The sequence below is a fragment of the Desulfitobacterium dehalogenans ATCC 51507 genome, from assembly GCF_000243155.2.
Taxonomy (GTDB): Bacteria; Bacillota; Desulfitobacteriia; order Desulfitobacteriales; family Desulfitobacteriaceae; genus Desulfitobacterium; species Desulfitobacterium dehalogenans.
The window spans coordinates 1,520,288-1,540,558 of record NC_018017.1; the positions used below are offsets into that span (position 1 = coordinate 1,520,288).

The 20,271-nt window shown below is 40.8% G+C and carries 23 protein-coding genes and 1 pseudogene; 21 read left to right on the forward strand and 3 right to left on the reverse strand.

Annotated elements, in window-relative coordinates:
* Positions 1-131: 131 nt before the first annotated feature.
* Both DESDE_RS07350 and DESDE_RS07355 read left to right on the forward strand, forming a co-directional pair.
* Positions 132-524 (forward strand): GntR family transcriptional regulator, encoded by a 393-nt coding sequence (locus tag DESDE_RS07350; RefSeq protein WP_014793411.1) that lies wholly within the window; start codon positions 132-134, stop codon positions 522-524.
* A complete protein-coding gene (locus DESDE_RS07355) occupies positions 517-1,599 on the forward strand; it encodes a DUF1648 domain-containing protein (RefSeq protein WP_014793412.1) in 1,083 nt (360 codons plus the stop codon). The genes DESDE_RS07350 and DESDE_RS07355 overlap by 8 nt, the downstream gene beginning before the upstream one ends.
* Before the next feature lie 38 nt (positions 1,600-1,637).
* Here the strand turns inward: DESDE_RS07355 and DESDE_RS07360 are convergent, their stop codons facing one another.
* Positions 1,638-3,050 carry a hypothetical protein gene (locus tag DESDE_RS07360; RefSeq protein ID WP_014793413.1) on the reverse strand — a complete coding sequence of 471 codons (1,413 nt, stop codon included), beginning with the start codon at positions 3,048-3,050 and terminating at the stop codon, positions 1,638-1,640.
* A gap of 362 nt (positions 3,051-3,412) precedes the next feature.
* On the opposite strand from DESDE_RS07360, the gene DESDE_RS07365 reads away from it, so the two are divergent.
* From DESDE_RS07365 to DESDE_RS07385, 5 genes and pseudogenes are all read left to right on the forward strand, one after another.
* Positions 3,413-4,243 carry a prenyltransferase gene (locus DESDE_RS07365; RefSeq protein WP_014793414.1) on the forward strand — a complete coding sequence of 277 codons (831 nt, stop codon included), beginning with the start codon at positions 3,413-3,415 and terminating at the stop codon, positions 4,241-4,243.
* 63 nt (positions 4,244-4,306) lie between these two features.
* Positions 4,307-4,789: a pyridoxamine 5'-phosphate oxidase family protein gene (locus tag DESDE_RS07370; RefSeq protein WP_014793415.1), complete on the forward strand. Its 483-nt coding sequence runs from the start codon at positions 4,307-4,309 to the stop codon at positions 4,787-4,789.
* Between the two features lie 179 nt (positions 4,790-4,968).
* Complete coding sequence (locus DESDE_RS21075) at positions 4,969-5,253, forward strand: alanyl-tRNA editing protein (protein ID WP_083838543.1); 285 nt, start codon at positions 4,969-4,971, stop codon at positions 5,251-5,253.
* Positions 5,254-5,381: 128 nt separating this feature from the next.
* Positions 5,382-5,813 (forward strand): annotated as a pseudogene (locus DESDE_RS07380) (ABC transporter permease); the annotation flags it as partial.
* Positions 5,797-7,302 carry a L,D-transpeptidase family protein gene (locus tag DESDE_RS07385; RefSeq protein WP_242831365.1) on the forward strand — a complete coding sequence of 502 codons (1,506 nt, stop codon included), beginning with the start codon at positions 5,797-5,799 and terminating at the stop codon, positions 7,300-7,302. The pseudogene DESDE_RS07380 and the gene DESDE_RS07385, both read left to right, overlap by 17 nt.
* Before the next feature lie 132 nt (positions 7,303-7,434).
* Here the strand turns inward: DESDE_RS07385 and DESDE_RS07390 are convergent, their stop codons facing one another.
* Positions 7,435-7,668, reverse strand: coding sequence for a DUF1659 domain-containing protein (locus DESDE_RS07390; RefSeq protein WP_014793417.1), 234 nt, complete (start codon positions 7,666-7,668; stop codon positions 7,435-7,437).
* A 75-nt stretch (positions 7,669-7,743) separates the two neighbouring features.
* On the opposite strand from DESDE_RS07390, the gene DESDE_RS07395 reads away from it, so the two are divergent.
* The 4 genes from DESDE_RS07395 to DESDE_RS07410 all read left to right on the forward strand — a co-directional run bounded on the left by DESDE_RS07395 (position 7,744) and on the right by DESDE_RS07410 (position 11,601).
* On the forward strand, positions 7,744-8,148 hold the full coding sequence (locus DESDE_RS07395; RefSeq protein WP_083838544.1) for a DUF3102 domain-containing protein: 405 nt from the start codon (positions 7,744-7,746) through the stop codon (positions 8,146-8,148).
* Between the two features lie 116 nt (positions 8,149-8,264).
* Positions 8,265-9,002: a MerR family transcriptional regulator gene (locus DESDE_RS07400; protein WP_014793419.1), complete on the forward strand. Its 738-nt coding sequence runs from the start codon at positions 8,265-8,267 to the stop codon at positions 9,000-9,002.
* Positions 9,003-9,109: 107 nt separating this feature from the next.
* Positions 9,110-9,685, forward strand: coding sequence for a TetR/AcrR family transcriptional regulator (locus DESDE_RS07405; protein WP_014793420.1), 576 nt, complete (start codon positions 9,110-9,112; stop codon positions 9,683-9,685).
* 140 nt (positions 9,686-9,825) lie between these two features.
* On the forward strand, positions 9,826-11,601 hold the full coding sequence (locus DESDE_RS07410) for an oleate hydratase (protein WP_014793421.1): 1,776 nt from the start codon (positions 9,826-9,828) through the stop codon (positions 11,599-11,601).
* 110 nt (positions 11,602-11,711) lie between these two features.
* On the opposite strand, the gene DESDE_RS21080 is transcribed toward DESDE_RS07410, so the two are convergent.
* A complete protein-coding gene (locus DESDE_RS21080) occupies positions 11,712-11,915 on the reverse strand; it encodes a sigma factor (RefSeq protein ID WP_083838545.1) in 204 nt (67 codons plus the stop codon).
* Positions 11,916-11,948: 33 nt separating this feature from the next.
* Here DESDE_RS21080 and DESDE_RS07415 point away from each other — a divergent pair, with 33 nt between their 5' ends.
* The 10 genes from DESDE_RS07415 to DESDE_RS07460 all read left to right on the forward strand — a co-directional run bounded on the left by DESDE_RS07415 (position 11,949) and on the right by DESDE_RS07460 (position 20,167).
* Positions 11,949-12,689 carry an SDR family oxidoreductase gene (locus DESDE_RS07415; protein WP_014793422.1) on the forward strand — a complete coding sequence of 247 codons (741 nt, stop codon included), beginning with the start codon at positions 11,949-11,951 and terminating at the stop codon, positions 12,687-12,689.
* A gap of 38 nt (positions 12,690-12,727) precedes the next feature.
* Complete coding sequence (locus tag DESDE_RS22265) at positions 12,728-12,997, forward strand: hypothetical protein (RefSeq protein ID WP_014793423.1); 270 nt, start codon at positions 12,728-12,730, stop codon at positions 12,995-12,997.
* A 169-nt stretch (positions 12,998-13,166) separates the two neighbouring features.
* Complete coding sequence (locus DESDE_RS07425) at positions 13,167-14,759, forward strand: diguanylate cyclase (protein ID WP_014793424.1); 1,593 nt, start codon at positions 13,167-13,169, stop codon at positions 14,757-14,759.
* A 67-nt stretch (positions 14,760-14,826) separates the two neighbouring features.
* Positions 14,827-15,585 carry a class I SAM-dependent methyltransferase gene (locus DESDE_RS07430; RefSeq protein ID WP_014793425.1) on the forward strand — a complete coding sequence of 253 codons (759 nt, stop codon included), beginning with the start codon at positions 14,827-14,829 and terminating at the stop codon, positions 15,583-15,585.
* 157 nt (positions 15,586-15,742) lie between these two features.
* Positions 15,743-16,084, forward strand: a complete 342-nt coding sequence (locus DESDE_RS07435; protein WP_014793426.1) for a GIY-YIG nuclease family protein — start codon at positions 15,743-15,745, stop codon at positions 16,082-16,084.
* Positions 16,085-16,086: 2 nt separating this feature from the next.
* Positions 16,087-17,199 carry an AAA family ATPase gene (locus DESDE_RS22190; protein ID WP_041917234.1) on the forward strand — a complete coding sequence of 371 codons (1,113 nt, stop codon included), beginning with the start codon at positions 16,087-16,089 and terminating at the stop codon, positions 17,197-17,199.
* Between the two features lie 68 nt (positions 17,200-17,267).
* Positions 17,268-18,284, forward strand: a complete 1,017-nt coding sequence (locus DESDE_RS22195) for a vWA domain-containing protein (RefSeq protein ID WP_242831366.1) — start codon at positions 17,268-17,270, stop codon at positions 18,282-18,284.
* A 32-nt stretch (positions 18,285-18,316) separates the two neighbouring features.
* Positions 18,317-18,934: a helix-turn-helix domain-containing protein gene (locus DESDE_RS07450; RefSeq protein WP_014793427.1), complete on the forward strand. Its 618-nt coding sequence runs from the start codon at positions 18,317-18,319 to the stop codon at positions 18,932-18,934.
* Positions 18,935-18,951: 17 nt separating this feature from the next.
* Complete coding sequence (locus DESDE_RS07455; protein ID WP_242831367.1) at positions 18,952-19,842, forward strand: PhzF family phenazine biosynthesis protein; 891 nt, start codon at positions 18,952-18,954, stop codon at positions 19,840-19,842.
* Between the two features lie 76 nt (positions 19,843-19,918).
* Positions 19,919-20,167: a hypothetical protein gene (locus DESDE_RS07460; protein WP_041917235.1), complete on the forward strand. Its 249-nt coding sequence runs from the start codon at positions 19,919-19,921 to the stop codon at positions 20,165-20,167.
* The last annotated feature ends 104 nt before the right edge of the window (positions 20,168-20,271 follow it).

A 20,271-nucleotide genomic window follows, 5' to 3' on the forward strand; every position in this document is an offset into this window, starting at 1 on the left:
CATATCTGTAGAATAGATAAGGGTTCAAGCTATGTATGGGGATGGGAAAAATTGGAAATAAAATGAGATTGTGAATCCTCATTATATGTGTTATAGTCGATATATAACATACATGTGAAGGGGGCATATTAATGTTAATCGAAATTGATATGCACAGTTCAATTCCGATTTATAAGCAATTGAAAACAGCCATTGTAAGTGGAATTTTATCTGGAGAACTACATGAAGGAGATAATTTACCATCGATCCGGCAGCTTGCAAGTGACCTGGGGATCAACCTTCATACAGTGCGAAAGGTATATGAGATGCTTTGTGACGAAGGGTATATCAAAATTCATCGAAGCAAAGGTGCCGAGATTTGCAGTCCGCCAAAGTTGAATAAAGAGGATTTGTCGGTCTTTGAGAAACTTCTCTTGCCCATTGTCATTGAGCTTCGTGCCCGAGATATTGGTGAAGAACGGTTTGCAGCTTTAATGAAGGATCTCTGGGAGAAAAGTATAGAAGGAGGAAACCATCATGAATAATAGTTTGAATTTTATTATTGGAGTTATGGGACTCTCCTGGCTTCTTGTTGTGCTTGTCACGGCCTTTACTCCTTATTTTGTACGGAGAAACATCTGCTTTGGTATTTCTGTTCCAGAAAGTGAATATTACAATCCACAGTTGAAAACATTAAGGCGCAATTACAGTATAGGCTGTCTTTGGGCAGGCTTGATCTTGGGAATCGGAAGCTCTCTCTGTTATATCTGGACATCGGCAGAAAATACAATGTGGATTCAGACCGGCGGCCTGTTTTTGTATTTTATAATCAGCATACTGGTATATTTCTCTATGCGTACAAAGATTAAGGCTATTAAACAAAATAGCGACTGGGAAATTGAAACTAAGACAGTCGCAGAAATCAGCGAAAAATCCGATAAAACCATCCGTACTGCGTGGTACCTTTTGTATCTTGTTGTCATTGCTATCACCGTTTTTGCATCGGTGCTGAAATACCCATCTCTGCCTGAACAAATTCCTATGCATTATAATATTGCCGGCGAGGTGGACCGCTATGCTGCAAAATCCGTCGGAACCTTTGCCCTAATGCCGGTGATGCAACTTCTAATGGGTTTGCTGTTTGCAGGAATCAACCTTGCCATCGGCACATCCAAGCGTCAGCGGGATTTTAAGAGAAGCAGCGCTTTCCGTGGTGTCATGAGCATTACTTTGTTTGTCATCGGGTTTCTGGTAATGCTGATGTTTACCTGCATTCAGCTTTCCATGCTAACCATCTTAAATGAAAAATTGATGATGTTTTTGCCGATTGGTTTTTTGGTTGCTACATTTATTATCTGCATTTATCTTGCGGTAAAAGTAGGTCAGGGCGGAAGCCGATTGAAAACAACGGATGATGCGCTGGTAAATACGGTGGATGACGACCGTTATTGGCTCGGTGGATTTCTATACTGCAACAAAAACGACCCATCTCTTTTTGTAGAAAAGCGATTTGGAATGGGCTATACTTTGAATTTTGGAAATCCAAAAAGTTTAATGGCTATTGGCATGCTTATTATTTTAATTGTTGCACTTATGGTGTTGCCATTAATTTTGAAATAAACGGAGGTGTATTAAAGAGATGGAGGAATACCTTCTATCTATTGCACGTTATGGATTTTGGTCTTTGATAACTCATCAATATAATATTTCCATAAATCGGAGCTGAAATCCATGATTGTCTGAGTACTCCCTGCCACTTCGCTGTTCAATAGATTGTTGAGCATATCCGTTTCAAAACAATGTATTTTTTCGGACTTATAGTCATGGTCAATCCAATAAAGCAGGCTTAACCCCTGTGAACAGAGCACCGCGACTTTAGGAGGTTCGCTGTTCACAATCCTGATTTTATCATGGCTTTTTTCATTGATATATGACTCAAACCGTTTAAGGTAGGGGATGCGTTGCTCAGGTGCAAGATCAACAGCACCAAGGAGAGGTACAATGGCCTTACCCGTGGCGTAAATACTCATCATGGCATCTATCGTTACAAAAAAAGTAGTCTCTTTTAAAAGGATATCGTTAAAAAGTTTCAGAATGCTCTTCTTTACGATTTCTTTGCTTTCTATAGTTTCCAATTCTTTCTGTTCAATCAAATATCCTATGGATATGAAATTATACACGGCATCAATATGCCTATCAGTCAGCTTATCGATGAGTGAAGGATCAGCTTCTAAGGCGGAAATAACTTCATTTCTGTTATAGCTGATTTTTTTTACGTTCTTTTTCATAAGGGAATTGAAAAACACGGTTAAATAACCTTTATGAATGATGAGTACCATGAGGGGTGTCCCATCCATCTGAATGCTGAAAAGCAAGAGGAATTGTCCTTTTAATAACAAAAAGGTAGAATCTATCTCTTTTGTGATTTTCCATAAATTCAAATCAAGATACTGCTGCGCTTTGACGATAGATGAAAGAGCGTCAATATCGTATTCCTCGTATGTGGCCTCAAAGGATGGCATATCAAAGAAGTGATTGAAGGAGATATTTTTTTGCTTTTTTGAGTTTATTATTTTAATTCGACGAAAAATATCGGAATACCGTCGGCTGAACAGAGGCAGAGTACTGTAAAGCTCTAAGGGAGTATTCTCATTTACGATGGAATCTGAAACAATCACACAAAGCATATTCAAAATGGTCTTTTTCCCCAGAAAGCTTGTTTCTCTTTCTGGATAGTCCAGATTTATGTCATTTTCTGTGGACAATCCTTTATCCAATTCGTATTCTAACGCATGGGCCAAAAACGTTTCCAATTCATATTTCGAACTGAAATCATAGATGACCGGAAAAATATTCTCGAATTTTAAATAACACCCCAGACAATATATAGCTTCGGCGAAGTAATTAGCGGCTTGCCTGCAGAATGCTCTTTTTTCTTTGAAAAGAGGCAGCCTTTTCCCTGTCAGGATTTTGCTCAATCCACTTGGTGTCATATTCATACTTATTGCAAAATCAGTTTTAGATGTTTGTGCTATACAGATAAGTTCTTCTAACAGTACACCGATTCCCATTGTACTCCTCCCAATCCGAATATAATGTCTCTTAATTATACATGATTTTCTCACTGCTACGTTTCTAAAAAGGAAATAATATTAAAATATTATCTTTTTTTGTCCATTTCTAGAATATATCCGTTCGGATTTTTCAAGCGTTGCTTAAATTTATTAAAAATAGTTCCATCGTCAGGAGATTAGCTAATCTTAAGAAGAAATTGATAGATTAACCAAAATCATGCATAATAGGAATATATATAGCTAAAATGGAGAGTTATCATGAGAATTCCTTCTAGGGGCTTGAAGATAGCATTGACTGATATGTTTTTATAGAGATGGAAAAGACCCTGAAGAAACGATTGGAGTAGGAGGTGGCAGAGATGGCAGTGATCAAACAATATGAGGATGATGTTAACGCGATATTGGCCAAACGTTATGATAACGGTGCGGATTTCTGGACGACTCCTGACAAACGTCTTTGTAAAGGAAGTCCGTATTCCACCCTAAATTGTGCCCATATGTTGCTGGAATTGGGCGTGGAGCCATCTGAACCGGTGCTGAAGGAGATTGCCGGTCTTTTTTTCAGTTCCTGGCGTGAGGATGGGCGATTCAAGTTGTCCCCACAGGGTGCCATATACCCCTGTAACACCATTAATGCCGTTAATGTTCTTTGTCACTTAGGGTATGCGTCTGATTCAAGACTCCAAAAAACCTTTGATTACCTTTTAAATATTCAGCAAAGCGACGGAGGGTGGCGATGCAATAAGTTCAGTTACGGGAAAGGTCCGGAAACGGAGTATTCAAATCCCGGCCCGACGCTGACAGCTTTGAACGCGTTTCGCTTTACAGAGCTGCTTAATACAGAGCCGGCTCTTGATGAAGCAGTGGAATTTCTGCTGGAGCATTGGAGGATACGTAAGCCCCTCGGGCCATGTCATTATGGAATTGGGACTCTGTTTATGCAGGCTGAGTATCCCTTTGCCAGTTACAATATTTTTGTTTATGTTTACGTACTTTCCTTTTATGACAGAGCCAAAAAGGACAAGCGGTTTGCGGAGGCGCTGGAGGTTTTGCAATCAAAGTTGGTTGAGGGCAAAATTGTAGTGGAACGGCTGAATCGGGGATTAACAGGGCTTGCTTTCTGTAAAAAAGGAGAACCGAGCGACTTAGCGACAAAACGCTACCATGAGATATTGAGAAACCTGGGCTGAAATTGCCGGCAGCCGGGGTAATTGCGATCGCTACCCAGGATGGGATGAAGAGAGGAAATACTAATGTTTAGAGAAATGAGAAGAAGTAAGCAATTATTATCAAGGGAAGATACTGTGGCTGTCATGGACAGATGCACAAATGGCGTCCTGGCGTGCTTAGGTGATGAAGATTATCCTTATGCTGTTCCCCTAAGCTATGTTTATTTTAATGACAAAATCTATTTTCATTCTGCAAAAGCTGGACATAAAATCGATGCTATTGCGAAGAACCCGAAGGTGTCTTTTTCAGTAATAGATGAAGATACGATAGTAAGTAAAGAATATACGACCTATTTCCGTAGTGTTATAGCTTTTGGCAAAACAAGAATTGTAGAAGGTGATGAATGGCTGGAAGCTTTTAAGGCTTTGGTTGAAAAGTATTCAGGGGATCAGTCAGAAGAAGCCAAACATAAAGAAATAACCGGATGTACCCGAGCTCATCTTATTGCCATTGATGTCGAACACATAACCGGCAAGGAGGCCATTGAATACGTCAAAGCTAAGTAGCCATACCCAGGCTGGTGTGGACATCTTAGAAGAAAAGAGGGGTAATATGGCTGTTAAGAAGGTGTTTTGCCTTTTCCGGAGGGCAACAATCTGACTCGGGAACGATAGGTGGATTTGAAATAGTAGAAGCGCGGAAAGACGGAAAAGAAATCTTCTATACACTTGTGGGAAACCATGATTTGAAACAGAATCAAAATGTTATGGTAAAAATCGATTGGGACAAAAGATATCGATTGATGAAACTACATTTTGCGGCTGAACTTGTTTTAGAGCTGGTTTATCAGGGGTATGACCATCCTGAAAAAATCGGTGCAAACATCACGAAAGAAAAAGCCAGGGTGGATTTCTTTTGGAAGGGGAATATTTCGGAGATCTTTCCTGAGCTTATGAGCAAAATAAACCAACTCATTGATTCCAACCTGGATGAAAAGAAACAATTTGGGCGGTGGCAAGGAAAGAATTGAAATTTACCTGCAAGCCTAATGACTTCGAAAAATTATTGTGGAAAATCCCTGGGGTATTAATCAAAATAAAAGTCTGTCATCAAGGAGCAATCAGGTCTTGATGGCAGACTTTTTATCGACTTGAAGATATGGCGGGAACGCTGATTGTTGGGTTCTTCATGGGCATTACTCTACCGATCCCCCAGCTGTTGCTGATTTTGGCGCTATCCCCCTTAATCTGTCTTTCGGCCGGGGCGTTGGCCATGATTCTGATTGGGCTGATTCAAAACAGAAAGACTGCGAACATGGCAGTTATGCTAATCACCATGCCGCAAATGTTTTTGTCGGGCGCGATTATCCCCATTAATCATTCCAGCGGGGTTTTGCAGGTTTTGAGCCGGATGATGCCCATGACCTACTGCCTTGACTTGGTGCGGGCGGTGGTGTATAGGGGCACACCGGAATATGGCAGTGTGGTGATGTTGAATCCGGCTGTCAATTTTGCCGCCATTGTCGGATTGACGGTGGTTTGCTTGGTCATCGGCACCTTCTTCTTTGCCAGGAGTGAGAAGAATCGATAAAAGACAACATCATAAATCTGCAGTTCGGGTTTTAAAATCGGTAACACCAACATATAATCGTTTAAGTATAACTTTGATAGCAGGGAAAGCGCGTATGAAAAGTATTAGGACAAAAAAGATTTTTAAGAATAAGGTTCCAGAAAATATCCTGATTCCGGTATTTTTCATTGTATTGATCTATTTGCTTTTTTTATTATATTTTGTGAACCATTTTTTCTTTAATACAGTTATAAATGGGGTAGACCTTTCCTGCAAAGCACATAAAGACACGGACCATGTGGTAAGGAATTACGTAAAAAACTATAAACTGCAATTGATAGAAAGAGATGGTGAGACAGAAGAAATAACAGGGCAGGCCATACAGATGCAATACAATAAAGATAACGGCATTCCTGAAATATTACGTAAGAAAAAGCCGCTTACCTGGGGAAGTTCATTGTTTAAAAAACAAAAATATTATGTAAAGGATCTGTTTATTTATAATGCAAATGCTTTGGATAGTAAAACAAATAATCTGAATTGCTTGCAAAAGGATATGATTGAGCCCAGGAGTGTTGATTTTAAGTACTTGAACGGCTCCTATGCACTGATTAAAGAAGTGCAGGGAAATAAGATATTGAAAGAAAAATTGTATGAAGCTATAAAATTGGGCATAGCAAATGGAGATTTAAAATTAGATATAAATGAAAAGCTTTGCTATGAAAATCCAAAGCATACCGTAAATTCCGGCAAAACCCAGGAAACATTATCTTTGTTGAATAAATATGTATCCACAAATATAAATTATAAGTTCGGTAGTGAAAATGAGATACTGAATGGAGAAAAAATAAATGAATGGCTTACTGTAGATGAAAATTTAGATGTGGCAATCAGCAAAACAGAAGTCATGAAATATTTAAAAGAATTAAGCAGAAAATATAATACGGTCGGGATCAAAAGAAATTTTAAAACATCCGTAGGCAAAACAATAGAGGTTGAGGGCGGGCTTTATGGATGGAAAATTGACTTGGATGCTGAAGCCAAAGCATTATTGGAACATATAGATCTTGGTGAAACAATTGAAAAAGAACCTGTCTATGCTCAAAAGGCCTTATCCAGGGGTGTAGATGAAATCGGCGGCACTTATGTAGAGATTAATATAACCAGACAGTATTTATGGTTTTATAAAAATGGAAAGCTTATTACCCAGAGTCCTATCGTAACGGGAGATCCCAATAAGGGAAATGCCACGGTGACCGGAACTTTTATGCTTAATTATAAACAAAAGGGCGCAACCTTAAGGGGAGCGAATTATTCAACTCAAGTAAGCTATTGGATGCCGTTTTTCGGGAATATAGGAATCCATGATGCCGGATGGAGGCATTCTTTTGGAGGACAGATCTATAAAAACAATGGAACCCATGGCTGCATAAATACACCGTTGTATGTGGCAAAAGCGATTTTCGATAATATAGAAGAAGGAATCCCGATTATTAGTTATAAAGAATAAGGCGCAGTAAATTTCTCACTTTCCCCGAAACACTCCGAATATATAACTGATTTGATGTAACCAATAAATTTGACATTGGGAAAGGGGCTGTGCGAAAATTTCGACACAGCTCCTTTCAGGTTGGAGAGGGTGTTATCCCTCCGGTTCTTCCACTAACTCCGTACTATCCTGTAGAATCACGGCAGTGAGCGGATGATCGGAGAGGCTGAACAATGCGACGGCAATGTCGTGGAGGTCTGCATGATCAGCATCGGGCTTAACGTGTTTTAAGCCCATTTGTCTGATTCGGGGAGCGCCGGCAGGTGTCAGCCCGTCTTCATATTTCAACACTAAGGTTGAAGTCAACGGCTTGCCAATGACAGCCACTTCTTTTTCCTCCTTTCTTGATCCAGAGGCCGATAGGCTCGGCATGGTTGTATAGTGTATGGAGTTGCTTGTACTATGGTTACTGTTGGGAGAGTCCTCACGCTTGTCTGGGGCTATGGGGAGTGGATCAAATGGCTGACTGAGTCGGTGAGTTGCTCTCGGAGCACAGCCAGTAGATTGATGAAGATCTTCCGGGAGTATGGGCCGGAACATTTTTCAGTCGATGGGGAAGAGGGCTCAAATGGTGCATCGATGCAACATTTGAACTATACCCAGGGGATCATCCTTTTTGGGATTCCGGAAGAGGACCGGGAGCAATTTATAGAGGACAATGATGTGGGGAGCATGAGCCAGCGGGAGCTGCGGCAGACAATCAAGGAGTTCTTTAGGGGTTTTATAAAAGGGCAGATGGGTAACATCTTTGGGGAAGGAAAAGTTATATTCCGAACCCGGCTATGTTTTTTATTGAAAAACACTTGACTCCAACCTAAGGACACACCTTAGAGTTATATTCGAGCCAATGAATTGGAAAAAAAACAGGGAGGTGTTTTGAATGAAGGCAGGTAAGTCTATACTTAATAACGAGGTGAAGTCAAGTGTCCTATACAGTACATGAAGTAGCTGAACTTTCTGGTGTAACCATTAAGACATTGTACCATTATCAAAAAATTGGGTTACTAATGCCGGAAAGGGTAGCTGAAAATGGTTATCGCTATTATGGTCATAAGGAATTAAAACGATTGCAACAGATTTTATTTTATCGTGAGTTGGATTTTTCTTTGGAAAATATAAAGAACGCATTAGACAATGAATCGGATCGGCTGAATTGTCTATACGAACAGTATTCACTGTTAAAAGCAAGAGAGCAAAGGCTTGCCAACATTTTGCGTACGCTGGAGGAAACAATCCAACATGAAGAGAAAGGAGTACCTATGAGCAAGGAAAAAATGTTTAACGGATTAAACCAAAAGGAATGGGAGGAAACTATTGCTTATCAGAATGAACATTTGCAGAAAGAATACGGCTATGAGATTGATACAAGTGAAATCGATGCGGAGGTAATGAACCCAAAAGCCAGTGAAGCCGTTGAATTTATGTCGTTTATGGCAGCCTCACTGAAGAATGGCGTAAGCGCCAATGACAAAAGTGTATTAGATGCCATGGAGAAGCATATTAAGTTTATGCAGCAGGATATGAACATTGATGCAATGGGTTTTGCAGCTCAAACCAGATTTTTAATGACGGACGATTTTCACAGGGAAATGATGGAGGGGCAGCAGACAGGATTAAGCTATTATATCTGCTTTGCAGCAGAGAGTTACGCGGCTAAATAAAAGGGGGGATGTTCATTTTAAAACGAGTACAATGGTAGGATTGAAAAGGAAATTTTGATTATGATATAGGGCATAGTATGAATTGGCTCCAGGAAAGGGAATAGAGCATGTCACAAACAACCAAGCGGGCATTGGAAGAATCCTTGAAGAGAATGCTTTTAAAAAAGCCGATTAATAAAATCACAATTTCGGATATTACGGAGGATTGCGGGATCAACCGTATGACATTTTATTATCACTTTAAGGATATCTACGATCTGGTGGAGTGGTCTTGTATAGAAGATGCCAGAAAAGCACTTGACGGTAAGAAAACATATGACACCTGGCAGCAAGGATTCCTGCAGATTTTTCAAGCAGTTTTGGATAATAAGCCCTTCATTCAGAATGTGTATCAGTCGGTCAGTCGGGAACAGGTAGAAAACTATCTGTATACCCTTACTCACAATTTATTGATCGGAGTGATTGAAGAAAAAGCTGTGGGGATGGAGGTTCGGGATACAGATAAGGAGTTTATTGCTAATTTCTATAAATTTGCCTTTGTCGGTCTGATGCTGGATTGGATCAAGGACGGAATGCGGAAAGATCCGCAGCAGATTATCGACCGGCTCAGCATCCTGATTGAGGGAGATATTACAAGAGCCTTGAACAAGTATCGCATTGATAAAACTCATCAAACACCCTAATATGATAAGAATCTTTACATTTTGAACGCCATGATAAAACTTTTATCATGGCGTTTTTATTGATTATAGTAAATTTGGTTATAGAGAATAGAATTAAAGACACAAGAAGCTTAAATAACAACACAGACGGAGGTATGACTATGTATTATTCCAGTGGAAACTATGAAGCATTCGCACGCCCTGAAAAGCCCGAAGGAGTCGACCATAAATCCGCTTATATTGTCGGTTCCGGACTGGCTGCTCTTGCAGCAGCGTGCTTCCTTGTCCGCGATGGACAAATGAGCGGGAAAAGGGTTCACATTATTGAAAAGGACCCGATCCCCGGCGGCGCCTGCGATGGCTACCAGTATGATAACCTGGGATATGTGATGCGCGGCGGCCGTGAAATGGACAACCACTTTGAGTGTATGTGGGATTTGTTTCGATCTATTCCATCCATCGAGACTGAAGGGGTCAGCGTCCTTGATGAATACTATTGGCTCAATAAACGCGACCCGAACTTCTCGCTGATGCGGGCTACCGTCAATCAAGGGGAAGATGCTCACACCGATGGTAAATTCGGCCTCTCTGACAAGGGAGCTATGGAAATCATGAAGCTCTTCTTTACACCGGATGAAGATCTATATGATAAGCGAATCAATGAGATCTTTGATGATGAAGTCCTGAATTCAAATTTTTGGCTGTACTGGCGCACCATGTTTGCGTTTGAGAACTGGCACAGCGCGCTGGAGATGAAGCTCTATATCAAGCGATTCATTCACCATGTAGGCGGTCTGCCGGATTTCACTGCCCTTCGCTTCACAAAATACAACCAGTATGAGTCCATGATCCTGCCGATGATCAAATATCTGGAAGCCAATAATGTTCAGTTCCATTACAATACCAAAGTCGTGAATGTGGAATTCGACATCCAGAAGGATAAAAAGATTGCCAAACGCATTGCAGTCATCCGGGATGGCAGCAAGGAAAACATCGATCTTACCGAAAATGATCTGGTTTTTATCACCAATGGCGGATGTGTTGAAAATTCCTCCTTGGGTGACCAGAATCATCCCGCCCCTTTCAATAGGGAGATTAAGGAAGGCGGGGGCTGGGATATGTGGCGTAAGATCGCGGCACAGGACCCAGCCTTTGGACACCCGGACAAATTTTGCTATGACCCGGAGCAGAGCAACTGGATGTCCGCGACCGTGACAACGCTGGATGACCGTATTCCTCCTTATATCCGGAAAATCTGCCAACGTGATCCTTTCAGCGGCAAGGTGGTTACCGGAGGTATCGTCACCGCTAAGGACTCCAACTGGCTCCTTAGCTGGACATTCAACCGCCAGCCTCAGTTCCGCAGCCAGCCCAAGGATCAACTGGTAGGATGGATTTACGGACTGTTCAGCGACAAACCCGGTAATTATGTGAAAAAGACCATGCGTGAGTGCACTGGTAAAGAGATCTGCATGGAATGGCTGTACCATATGGGAGTGCCTGAAAACCTGATCGAGGATATGGCAGAACACAGCGCCAATACCGTGCCCTGCATGATGCCCTATATCACCGCCTTTTTCATGCCCCGCAGCGCGGGAGATCGTCCTGCCGTTGTACCGCAGGGTAGCGCGAACTTTGCATTCCTTGGGCAGTTTGCCGAAACGGTACGGGATACCATCTTTACAACGGAATACTCTATCCGTACCGGTATGGAAGCTGTCTACACCCTGTTAAATATTGACCGCGCTGTGCCGGAGGTCTGGGGAAGCACCTATGACATCCGCGATTTGCTGAATGCGACCATCCAACTGCGCGACGGCAAAAAAATCACGGAGATGGATCAATGCCTGATCGAAAAACTGGCACTCAAAACACTCCTTAAAAAAGTGAGCGGCACCGATATCGAGAAGCTATTGAAGGAATATCATATGATCTGATTTTATCCATGTAACTCTTAAGAGGAAGTTGTCAAATTGACAGCTTCCTCTTGCTATCGGCTTAGAATGTCCCATAATGTTATTTTTATAGTAATTGTCGCAATCTCCGATCACTTTTTGAGCCTTTGGGGCGGGATGGCATTCCATACACCAAGATAAGCATCGTTGATACACTCGTCAGCATCCTCGTGATTTGATAAAATATGATAAGCAATACTTTTAGAAAATCGCCCGTATTTTTTGCTGGTTACCGTGATATGGGAAGAGTCTTCATTTATATATAGTTGATTTTGGAGGTTAGTGCAAATAGGCAACTACTCATCCATTAATGAGAGGAGAAACGTCATATGCAAAGAGGTGTTATCCTAACCGGAGGAGGACATGGCATAGGAAAACAAATCTGTTTGGATTTTTTAGCGGCAGGCGATAAGGTCTGCTTTATGGACTTTGATGAAAAACATTCTAGTGAATTCGCGGCTCAACATACAGATTTGTTTTATTATTGTGGTGATGTCGCCAACCCCGAAAGATTGAAAGAGTTTGTTGATTTTGCAATGGAAAGGCTGCAGAGAATTGATGTACTAGTAAACAATGCGTGTAGAGGCAATCACGGAATTTTGTCCGACTTGGATTATAATGGATTTGATTATGTGCTGTCGGTAGGACTAAAAGCGCCCTATGAATTAAGCCGCCTGTGTAAAGATGAACTCATCAAAAACCGTGGTCGCATTATCAATATTGCGTCCTCAAGGGCTTTTCAATCTGAACCTGATAGCGAAGCTTATGCAAGTGCAAAGGGCGGTATCGTTGCTTTAACGCATGCTTTGGCCATTTCCTTAGGTCCTGATGTGTTGGTTAATTGTATCGCACCCGGATGGATCAATGTTAGTGCACAGGAGGATTACACTCAAACCGATAAAGCTGCCATCCCGGCAGGTAAGGTCGGAAATCCAAACGATATTTCAAGCATGGTTATGTATCTTTGCAATCATGATTTTCTGACAGGGGAAACCATCACGATTGATGGCGGAATGAATAAGCGAATGATCTATCACGGTGACTGGAATTGGCAGTATCATACCGACTAATGTCAAGAAAAGACTGAGTTCATGACTTTAGCAATGAAATGTTGAAAATGATGATCCTTTTCAACATTAACATGGCGACAATGTTATTCATTCTTATTTTAGGTCATCTTTTGACAGGCGCACTTATCATTGTTTATGCTTTCATGATACTGAAAAACAATTACACCGAGAAGGTGAAACAGAATTATACCGCTTTACTTATTGTTTGTATCATCATATTTATTGGGGCAACAGCCTATGGTTTCCCGGATAATATCAGAATACTATTTGCGTCCTTGATTGGAGCCAATTGCCTATTTGTTGATTGACATAGACGATTTTAAAGAAATCAATGCACAAGGAAAGAACTGTTGCCTAAACTGGGCGGAGATATAAAAAACATGTGGAATGCCTTTAATCTTGATCATTGTAAGTCTATAATGGATTAGATGAGAGACAGATGGACTACATTTTAGCAGCAAAGGGAGGGGAGTCCGAATGTTGCAATATATTATATTTTCAATCGTTTATGGTATTATGATGTTTATCTGGAGTTTTGTCTATTTAAACAAAAGTAAAGATAAAATCAATCAGGCTTTTTTAGTTTTTTTAAGTGTAATCATTGTGTGGATGATTTTAAGTATAAGCAATGGCAGTGATGATATTTCAACGTTCGGACTGATCATCAAAACATTATATTTTTACAGTATGTTGAATATGTCCATTGCTTTTCTGTTGTTTGTCTATCAGTTTATTAAGAGAAAATTAGATCGATTATTTTATATAGCAGTAACGATCAACACCCTCACTATTTTATCCAGATATCTGTTTCCGATCGATTATTCAGACCCCACATTCTGGCGTTTAAATACTCCGGTGGTTGCGCCTGTCATGTCTCTGATATTCAGCCTTCCGGCTATATTTGCCTTGTTTCTTCTTATACAGCACTATAGATTAACAAAGGATTGTAAATTGAAAGCCCAATTAAGGAATTTATTTATCGGTACTGGTTTGGCATGCTTGATTTCTATAATATCTGAATACATTCTGCCGACCTGGTTTGGTTTGGATACGCATTTGTTTCTAATGTATTTTGCAATTCTTATCTTTGTAATGTATATTTTTGTCTCAATAATAAAGTGTAAATTTTTGAATATACAGTCTGACTATATTTATAGAAAATTATTTTTAAACTCCAATGATGGAATTATTATAGTCAATAGAAATTCTAAAATTATCAGTATTAATAATTTGGCAAGAGAAATATTGCAGAATGAAGATATAGAATCAGGGGATAAAATTACTAACTTTATAAAAGAGTATGATTTTGAAGTTAATTATAAACAGTATGAGGTAACTATAGTAGCTGACGGTCGGGAAAAGTACCTATCTATCACGCAGCATACAATAGATCCTGAGGATCAGGATTCTGAAAAATTACTGATGATCAACGATATAACCGCGGCAACATTAAAACTAAAGCAGGAAAAAGAAATGCTGATGGAAAGAACGTCAATTGATCAACATACAGGTTTGTTTAATAAACAATATTTTATTGACAATTATTGTATGGAAGAGCCGGAGTTAACCGATAGAAAATTAGTTTTACTGTTCATGGATATAGATGATTTTAAATCAATCAATGACTTTCACGGCCATTTAGTGGGAGACAGTATCCTAAAATCTGTGGCAGAATGTATTAAAGATGAATTAAGCAGTAATGCAAAAGGAATAAGGTTTGGCGGGGACGAGTTTGTTGTTATATTTGAAAATGCTGAGATAAATGAGGTATATGGAGCCGCAGAGAGGATAAGAAATAGGGTATATGCCCTTGATTTTTCGAAGCACTATGGAAATTTGAAAATATCGCTGAGTATCGGTTTGGTTGAAGGTGCGGCTCCGGTTAAGGAGCTGATAGTTAAAGCGGACAAGGCTATGTATAATTCCAAAAGCAGCGGAAAGAACAAGACGACCATTTTCTCTGATTGTTATAACGAAAGCTCGATTTTGACTGCTTCCTTAAAATATTATCTTAAACAGGATCATATGTTTGGTGATTCAATAGATAACAGCAAAATTGCTGATACATAATCCGGGAGGAAAGGCCGTTGATGATCTGCGAAACAGGCGCAACTGGGACAGAAAGGCGGATAAAAAGATGCTGAGTTATTATGGCAGATTATCTTCTGAAGTATATGATATGGATAAGCCTATCGGTCATTCTTTTGGAGATGTAGAATTTTATGCCAATCGATTAAAGTCGTGTGAAGGGCCTATTCTTGAACCTGCAACAGGAACTGGCCGTATATTAATTCCGCTTTTAGAAAAAGGATTAAATGTTACTGGATTTGACAGTTCAAAAGATATGCTCAATATATGTCATAATCATTGCAGGAAAAGAGATCTGAATCCGAAACTTTTCGAGGCCAAAATGGAGTCTTTTTCACAAGATGCAAAATATGATGCGATAATCGTGCCGACGGGAACATTTCTTCTGCTGCATAAAAGAGCAGATTCAATAAAAGCATTACAAAACTTTTTTAAGCATTTATCGAATGGCGGCCGATTAATTGTTGATATATTTTTACAAACGGATTTTTCAATAGGTACAGTTTCTACAAAAACTTGGAAGTGTTCTAATGGTGATATCATTACATTAGAAAACAAAATTGTGGAAGTCGACTCTATAAATCAATATACTATTTCTCATGGACGATATGAAAAGTGGCGTGAAGGGGTACTTCTGCAAACAGAATTGGAATATTTCCCATTGCGCTGGTATGGAGTGGAAGAGTTTCGATTAGTACTTGAAAGTATAGGTTTTAAAGATATTATGATTTCTTCAGATTACAGATTGGGACACTATCCATCAGATTCTGAACAGATGATTACGTTTGAGGCTGTCGCTATTCAATAAAATTGGAGTTGCTTGGGCATAGCTATGTGACTATGCTCTTTTTGTTTTCGAAATAACGGGTGAAACATCTTGAATCAGCGGACCACATCGCATAGTCTACGGAACGTGGATTGTCTATTTAAAACTAGAGGATTATGCTGATTATGAGGTGAAAAAAATGGACAGAAAAAAACAACTTCTGATGAAGTATAAATATAGGAAAACTGAGATGGGGATCATTTCGTTTCTATGTATTCCAACAAAGGAAAGCTTTATTGGTTTTTCACAGGATACTAAAGCCTATATCAACAGCAATTGTTTTAAGCTGGGGGCAAATCTGCACCGTAATTCTGAATTGCAGAAGTTGTGGAATCAATATGGGGAATCTGCTTTTGAAACTGGGGTTTTGGAAGTGTTGCCTTATGATGAAAAGGATAAGGAGAAAGAAGATTACACCAAGGAATTGGAAGGAATGTGTAACCGCTACCTTAGAAATATGGAGAGGGCAAGGAGGATTTAAGAATGGATCAATGGCTTCTGTCTCCTGGCAGAAGGTTATCGGAAGAAGAGCAGACTCTTGTTTGGTGCAAGCCCTCCTCTCATAAGGACAGTGAGGAAGAAATCAGAATTTGTAATGAAATAAAGCGTAGCTGGAATCAAAGTGAAATGAAAATCGCCAATATACTTTTAGAAGGCGATGCCGGCTCAGGCAAAACGCAACTGGCCAAAGCCCTGTCCGCCAACTTCGGACTGCCTTATACCAAAGTAACCTGCTTTGCCGATATGGATAAGTCGGATATCATCGGCGCAATTCTGCCGGTTCTATCTGATGAACAGCAAGAAAGTATGGGTCGTGAAGAAAAAGAAGCACTCAAGGCTTTATATCAAAGTGATAATTTGTCTGCTGCTGTCGGGATATTAGTCAAGACCCTTGGCATCACGGAGAAGCAGGCAGGGGTTAGAATAAGGCAGATGGTAAAAGTCCTTGAACAGCTGCCGCAGACGGAAAATGTCAAATACCGTTTTTACCCTTCCGAAATTGTTCGGGCATTCCGTAACGGTTATCTTTTAGAGATACAGGAACCAACAGTAATCCGGGATGCGGCAATGCTGATGGCCTTAAATTCGGCACTGGAACCCGATGGGATCATCAATTTACCGACTGAAATTATCCATCGGCATCCCGATTTTATTGCGGTGATTACTACAAACAGGGGCTATAATGGTTGCCGCCCCTTGAATGAAGCCTTACGTGACCGTATTCAGCACGCTGAAAGAATGGATATGCCCTCTATAGAGGTAATGATAGAGCGGGCTATTGCAAAAACAGGCTATACAGATCGGTATGTTTTGTCTGTGCTGGCAAATGCAATTTTTGTGCTTGATCAGACAGCGAGGGCAAATGCCATAAAAGGTGTGGCGGGCATGCGCTCCTATTTCTACTGGATCGATGCCGTTGCTTATGGAGCTGATGTAAAAGAGTCTCTTTATCATAAGGTAATTTATAAAATCACTACCGACCCGGACGAAATTCGTATTTTGGAAGAAGCATTGAAGGCACAAGGCATCACTTCAGAGCTGAATGATATCAATAGTAATAGAAATGTAAAAAAAAACATGATTCCGACGTCATAGAAATCCGTATATGGGATGACGGCCAGACTTCCGGAGAGGATGAGCCGGAAAAGGATGATAATGCTGTCATGCTGAGGAAGGCTGCCAACAGTGAGGGACAATCAAATAAAGCATCGGAAGAAACACAAAACACCCGAAACTCTGATTTGGGTGAATACGGAAACCCAAACTACCATCAAATGAATTCATGTGACCAGGAAGATAAACGCAAAAAGCAGGAGTTCCGGAAACAATTGAACCAGGATGCCCGCAAGACACTGGTCGGGACAATCCATCAGGGGATTAAGCTTATTGTTCACCGCCCTGAGGCTATCTTGCAGCAAAGAGAAGAATACTATCGGCTGTCTTCAGAGATCATGCCGGTTATCCGGGAGCTTGTGAGAAAAGCAAAGCCACTATTGGAGCATGAGGTATCGGTGGATTTTGCCAGGCACCATGTTTATGGAAGTAGATTTCATGCCGAAAGCATAGCCTCAAAGGATTTTCGCTACTTTGCCAAGAAGCGGCCTCCGGAGGAAGCTCCATCCCTGGCGGTGGCATTACGGATTGACGAATCGGCGTCCATGTCTGCATTTGGACGGCTGGGTGCAGCGAAAGGTGCTGCTATTGCTGTATACGAATTTTGCGACCAGTGTGATATTCCTCTGCTGATCTATGGTGATACGGCAGACCGCTCAAAAATGGAGCAAATGTCGGTCTATGCATACAGTGACTTTTCGAAAAAAGAAGCCGATGACCGCTTTCGCTTGATGCATATTCAGGGCAGAAGCAATAACCGTGATGGTCTGGCGTTACGGATTCTGTCCGAGAAGCTGCTGACCGCCCCAAAGCAGACCAAATTGCTAATAAGCATCAGTGACGGGCAGCCGAAGGCAACCCCTGATTATACCGGCAGCTTTGCTGTCGAGGATGTGCAAAATACCATAAAGGAATATAGCCGGAAGGGAATCACTTTTATAGCGGCTGCGATTGGGCAGGATAAGGATATAATCAGTCAGATTTACGGGAAAGACCGATTTTTGGATATTACTGATTTGAATCATCTGCCCACACAATTGGTAAACATGATCACACGTTATTTATGAGTCCAAGTTCAATCGACAGGGGGGAGTGAAAGATGGACTGTGCTAAAGTAGGAAAGCTGATATTACATCTGCGCAAAGAACGGGGCCTTACCCAAAAAAATGTTGCTGATGCCTTAAACATCAGCAACAAAACTGTTTCGAAATGGGAACGTGGACTTGGATGTCCGGATGTTTCCCTTTTGGCAGAACTATCCGAGGTCTTAGGAGCGGATATGGAAAAGATGCTGGAAGGGGAACTTGATCCCAACAGGCCGGATAATGGGAACATCAACAGAATACGCTTCTATGTCTGTCCGACTTGCGGCAATGTCCTAACCAGCTCAAATAAAGCATCGATTTCCTGCTGCGGCAGAAAGCTTGTGCCCCTTGTGCCAAAGGAACACTTGGAGCATCATGTGATGACCGTAGAGGAAATCGATATCTACAATTATATATCCATGGATCATGAAATGATAAAATCACATTTTATCAGATTTATCGCCTATGTGGGACCCGATATGGTTCTCTTAAAACGACTTTATCCGGAGCAGAGTGCCAATATCTATATTCCGGTTATGGGACGTGACGGAAAACTTTATGGCTATTGCAGCCGGCATGGGCTGTGGGTACAGTCTATGCATCCTAAAGAAGGAGCTGCTTATGATGAATGATAAAAGGGGATGAGAGTTTGTTAGAAAAAAATAATATAATAAATGTTCTTCACTATGAGGCATTCTCCGATATTCCTAACAAAGGGAATCCCGCAGGGGTAGTCTTTGATTCTGACAGGCTGACAGAAGAGCAGATGCAGAGTATAGCAAAAAAAGTGGGCTTTAATGAGACCGCTTTTTTATTAAAGTCAAATAAAGCAGACTTGCGCATACGCTATTTTACGCCGGGGCATGAAATGAATTTATGCGGACATGGTACTATTGCATCAATTTTTGGACTGATGAAAAGAAATAATACTACGTCCTCAAGGGATTTGAGCATCGAGACATTGGCAGGAATCCTTAATGTTCAGTATGATCATGAACAACAGGAGATTAGAATGGCTCAAGCACCAGCTGAATTTAAGGAGTTTCACGGGGATTTAGACCAGTTGGCAGATTCTATTGGACTACTAAGCGAGGATATTGCTTTGGAGTTACCAGTTGTTTATGGGAGCACAGGTATCTGGACTTTAATTCTCCCGATTAAGAAGCTCGATGCTTTCTTACGTATGAAGCCGGACAATAGAAGATTTAAAGAGATTTTAACTCAAATACCGACTGCTTCAATCCATCCGGTATGTCTGGATACATTCGATAAAACGTGTAGAATGCATGGCAGGCATTTTTCAGCTTCACATTCAGGAACCATAGAAGATCCGGTTACAGGTACTGCCTCCGGGGTAATGGGCGCTTACTATATATCCTATATTGAACCTTCTAATCAAGCGGAATTTCTCATAGAGCAGGGGAATGAGATCGGGCGGAAGGGAATAGTCAGGGTATACGTGGAAAAAAAGAACTCACTAATCAATATTAGTATATCGGGAAAAGCGGTATACATGGGAGATATTCTTATAGAGTATTAAATTAATAACGTAAAATTATTTAACAAAAACTCATTATGGCTATGAACCGGACTTTGCCCCGGATGGATGCACTTTGATGATCTGCAGCATTAACCAATTTCATTCCGACTATGATCGATGGGATGCCCTTGCTGAAGATCCCAAGTCCTATCGCCGGGAAAAATCGCGAATTGGAGAAGCGGTCATTCAGGCAATAGAAGCACGTTTTCCTCATATGAAGGGAAAACTTCGCTTACTGGATGGGCTACTCCGAAGACCTATGAACGGTACTGCAACGCCTATCGGGGGGCGTTTATGTCATTTTTACCGATGGTTGGCGGGATAATGATGTCCCATACTGGGCGTATCAAAGGTTTGCAAAATGAAAAAACAGCCGTTTATTAGTTGATAAACGACTTCCCGCAAGGAGTAAGCTTCCACAGATACGAA

Coding starts and splice junctions, on each gene's coding strand:
- DESDE_RS07350 (WP_014793411.1), top strand. CDS start 132: ATGTTAATCGAAATTGATATGCACAGTTCAATTCCGATTTATAAGCAA.
- DESDE_RS07355 (WP_014793412.1), top strand. CDS start 517: ATGAATAATAGTTTGAATTTTATTATTGGAGTTATGGGACTCTCCTGG.
- DESDE_RS07360 (WP_014793413.1), bottom strand. CDS start 3,050: ATGGGAATCGGTGTACTGTTAGAAGAACTTATCTGTATAGCACAAACA.
- DESDE_RS07365 (WP_014793414.1), top strand. CDS start 3,413: ATGGCAGTGATCAAACAATATGAGGATGATGTTAACGCGATATTGGCC.
- DESDE_RS07370 (WP_014793415.1), top strand. CDS start 4,307: ATGTTTAGAGAAATGAGAAGAAGTAAGCAATTATTATCAAGGGAAGAT.
- DESDE_RS07395 (WP_083838544.1), top strand. CDS start 7,744: ATGGTTACTGTTGGGAGAGTCCTCACGCTTGTCTGGGGCTATGGGGAG.
- DESDE_RS07405 (WP_014793420.1), top strand. CDS start 9,110: ATGTCACAAACAACCAAGCGGGCATTGGAAGAATCCTTGAAGAGAATG.
- DESDE_RS07410 (WP_014793421.1), top strand. CDS start 9,826: ATGTATTATTCCAGTGGAAACTATGAAGCATTCGCACGCCCTGAAAAG.
- DESDE_RS07415 (WP_014793422.1), top strand. CDS start 11,949: ATGCAAAGAGGTGTTATCCTAACCGGAGGAGGACATGGCATAGGAAAA.
- DESDE_RS22265 (WP_014793423.1), top strand. CDS start 12,728: ATGTTGAAAATGATGATCCTTTTCAACATTAACATGGCGACAATGTTA.
- DESDE_RS07425 (WP_014793424.1), top strand. CDS start 13,167: ATGTTGCAATATATTATATTTTCAATCGTTTATGGTATTATGATGTTT.
- DESDE_RS07430 (WP_014793425.1), top strand. CDS start 14,827: ATGCTGAGTTATTATGGCAGATTATCTTCTGAAGTATATGATATGGAT.
- DESDE_RS07435 (WP_014793426.1), top strand. CDS start 15,743: ATGGACAGAAAAAAACAACTTCTGATGAAGTATAAATATAGGAAAACT.
- DESDE_RS22190 (WP_041917234.1), top strand. CDS start 16,087: ATGGATCAATGGCTTCTGTCTCCTGGCAGAAGGTTATCGGAAGAAGAG.
- DESDE_RS22195 (WP_242831366.1), top strand. CDS start 17,268: ATGCTGAGGAAGGCTGCCAACAGTGAGGGACAATCAAATAAAGCATCG.
- DESDE_RS07450 (WP_014793427.1), top strand. CDS start 18,317: ATGGACTGTGCTAAAGTAGGAAAGCTGATATTACATCTGCGCAAAGAA.
- DESDE_RS07460 (WP_041917235.1), top strand. CDS start 19,919: ATGATCTGCAGCATTAACCAATTTCATTCCGACTATGATCGATGGGAT.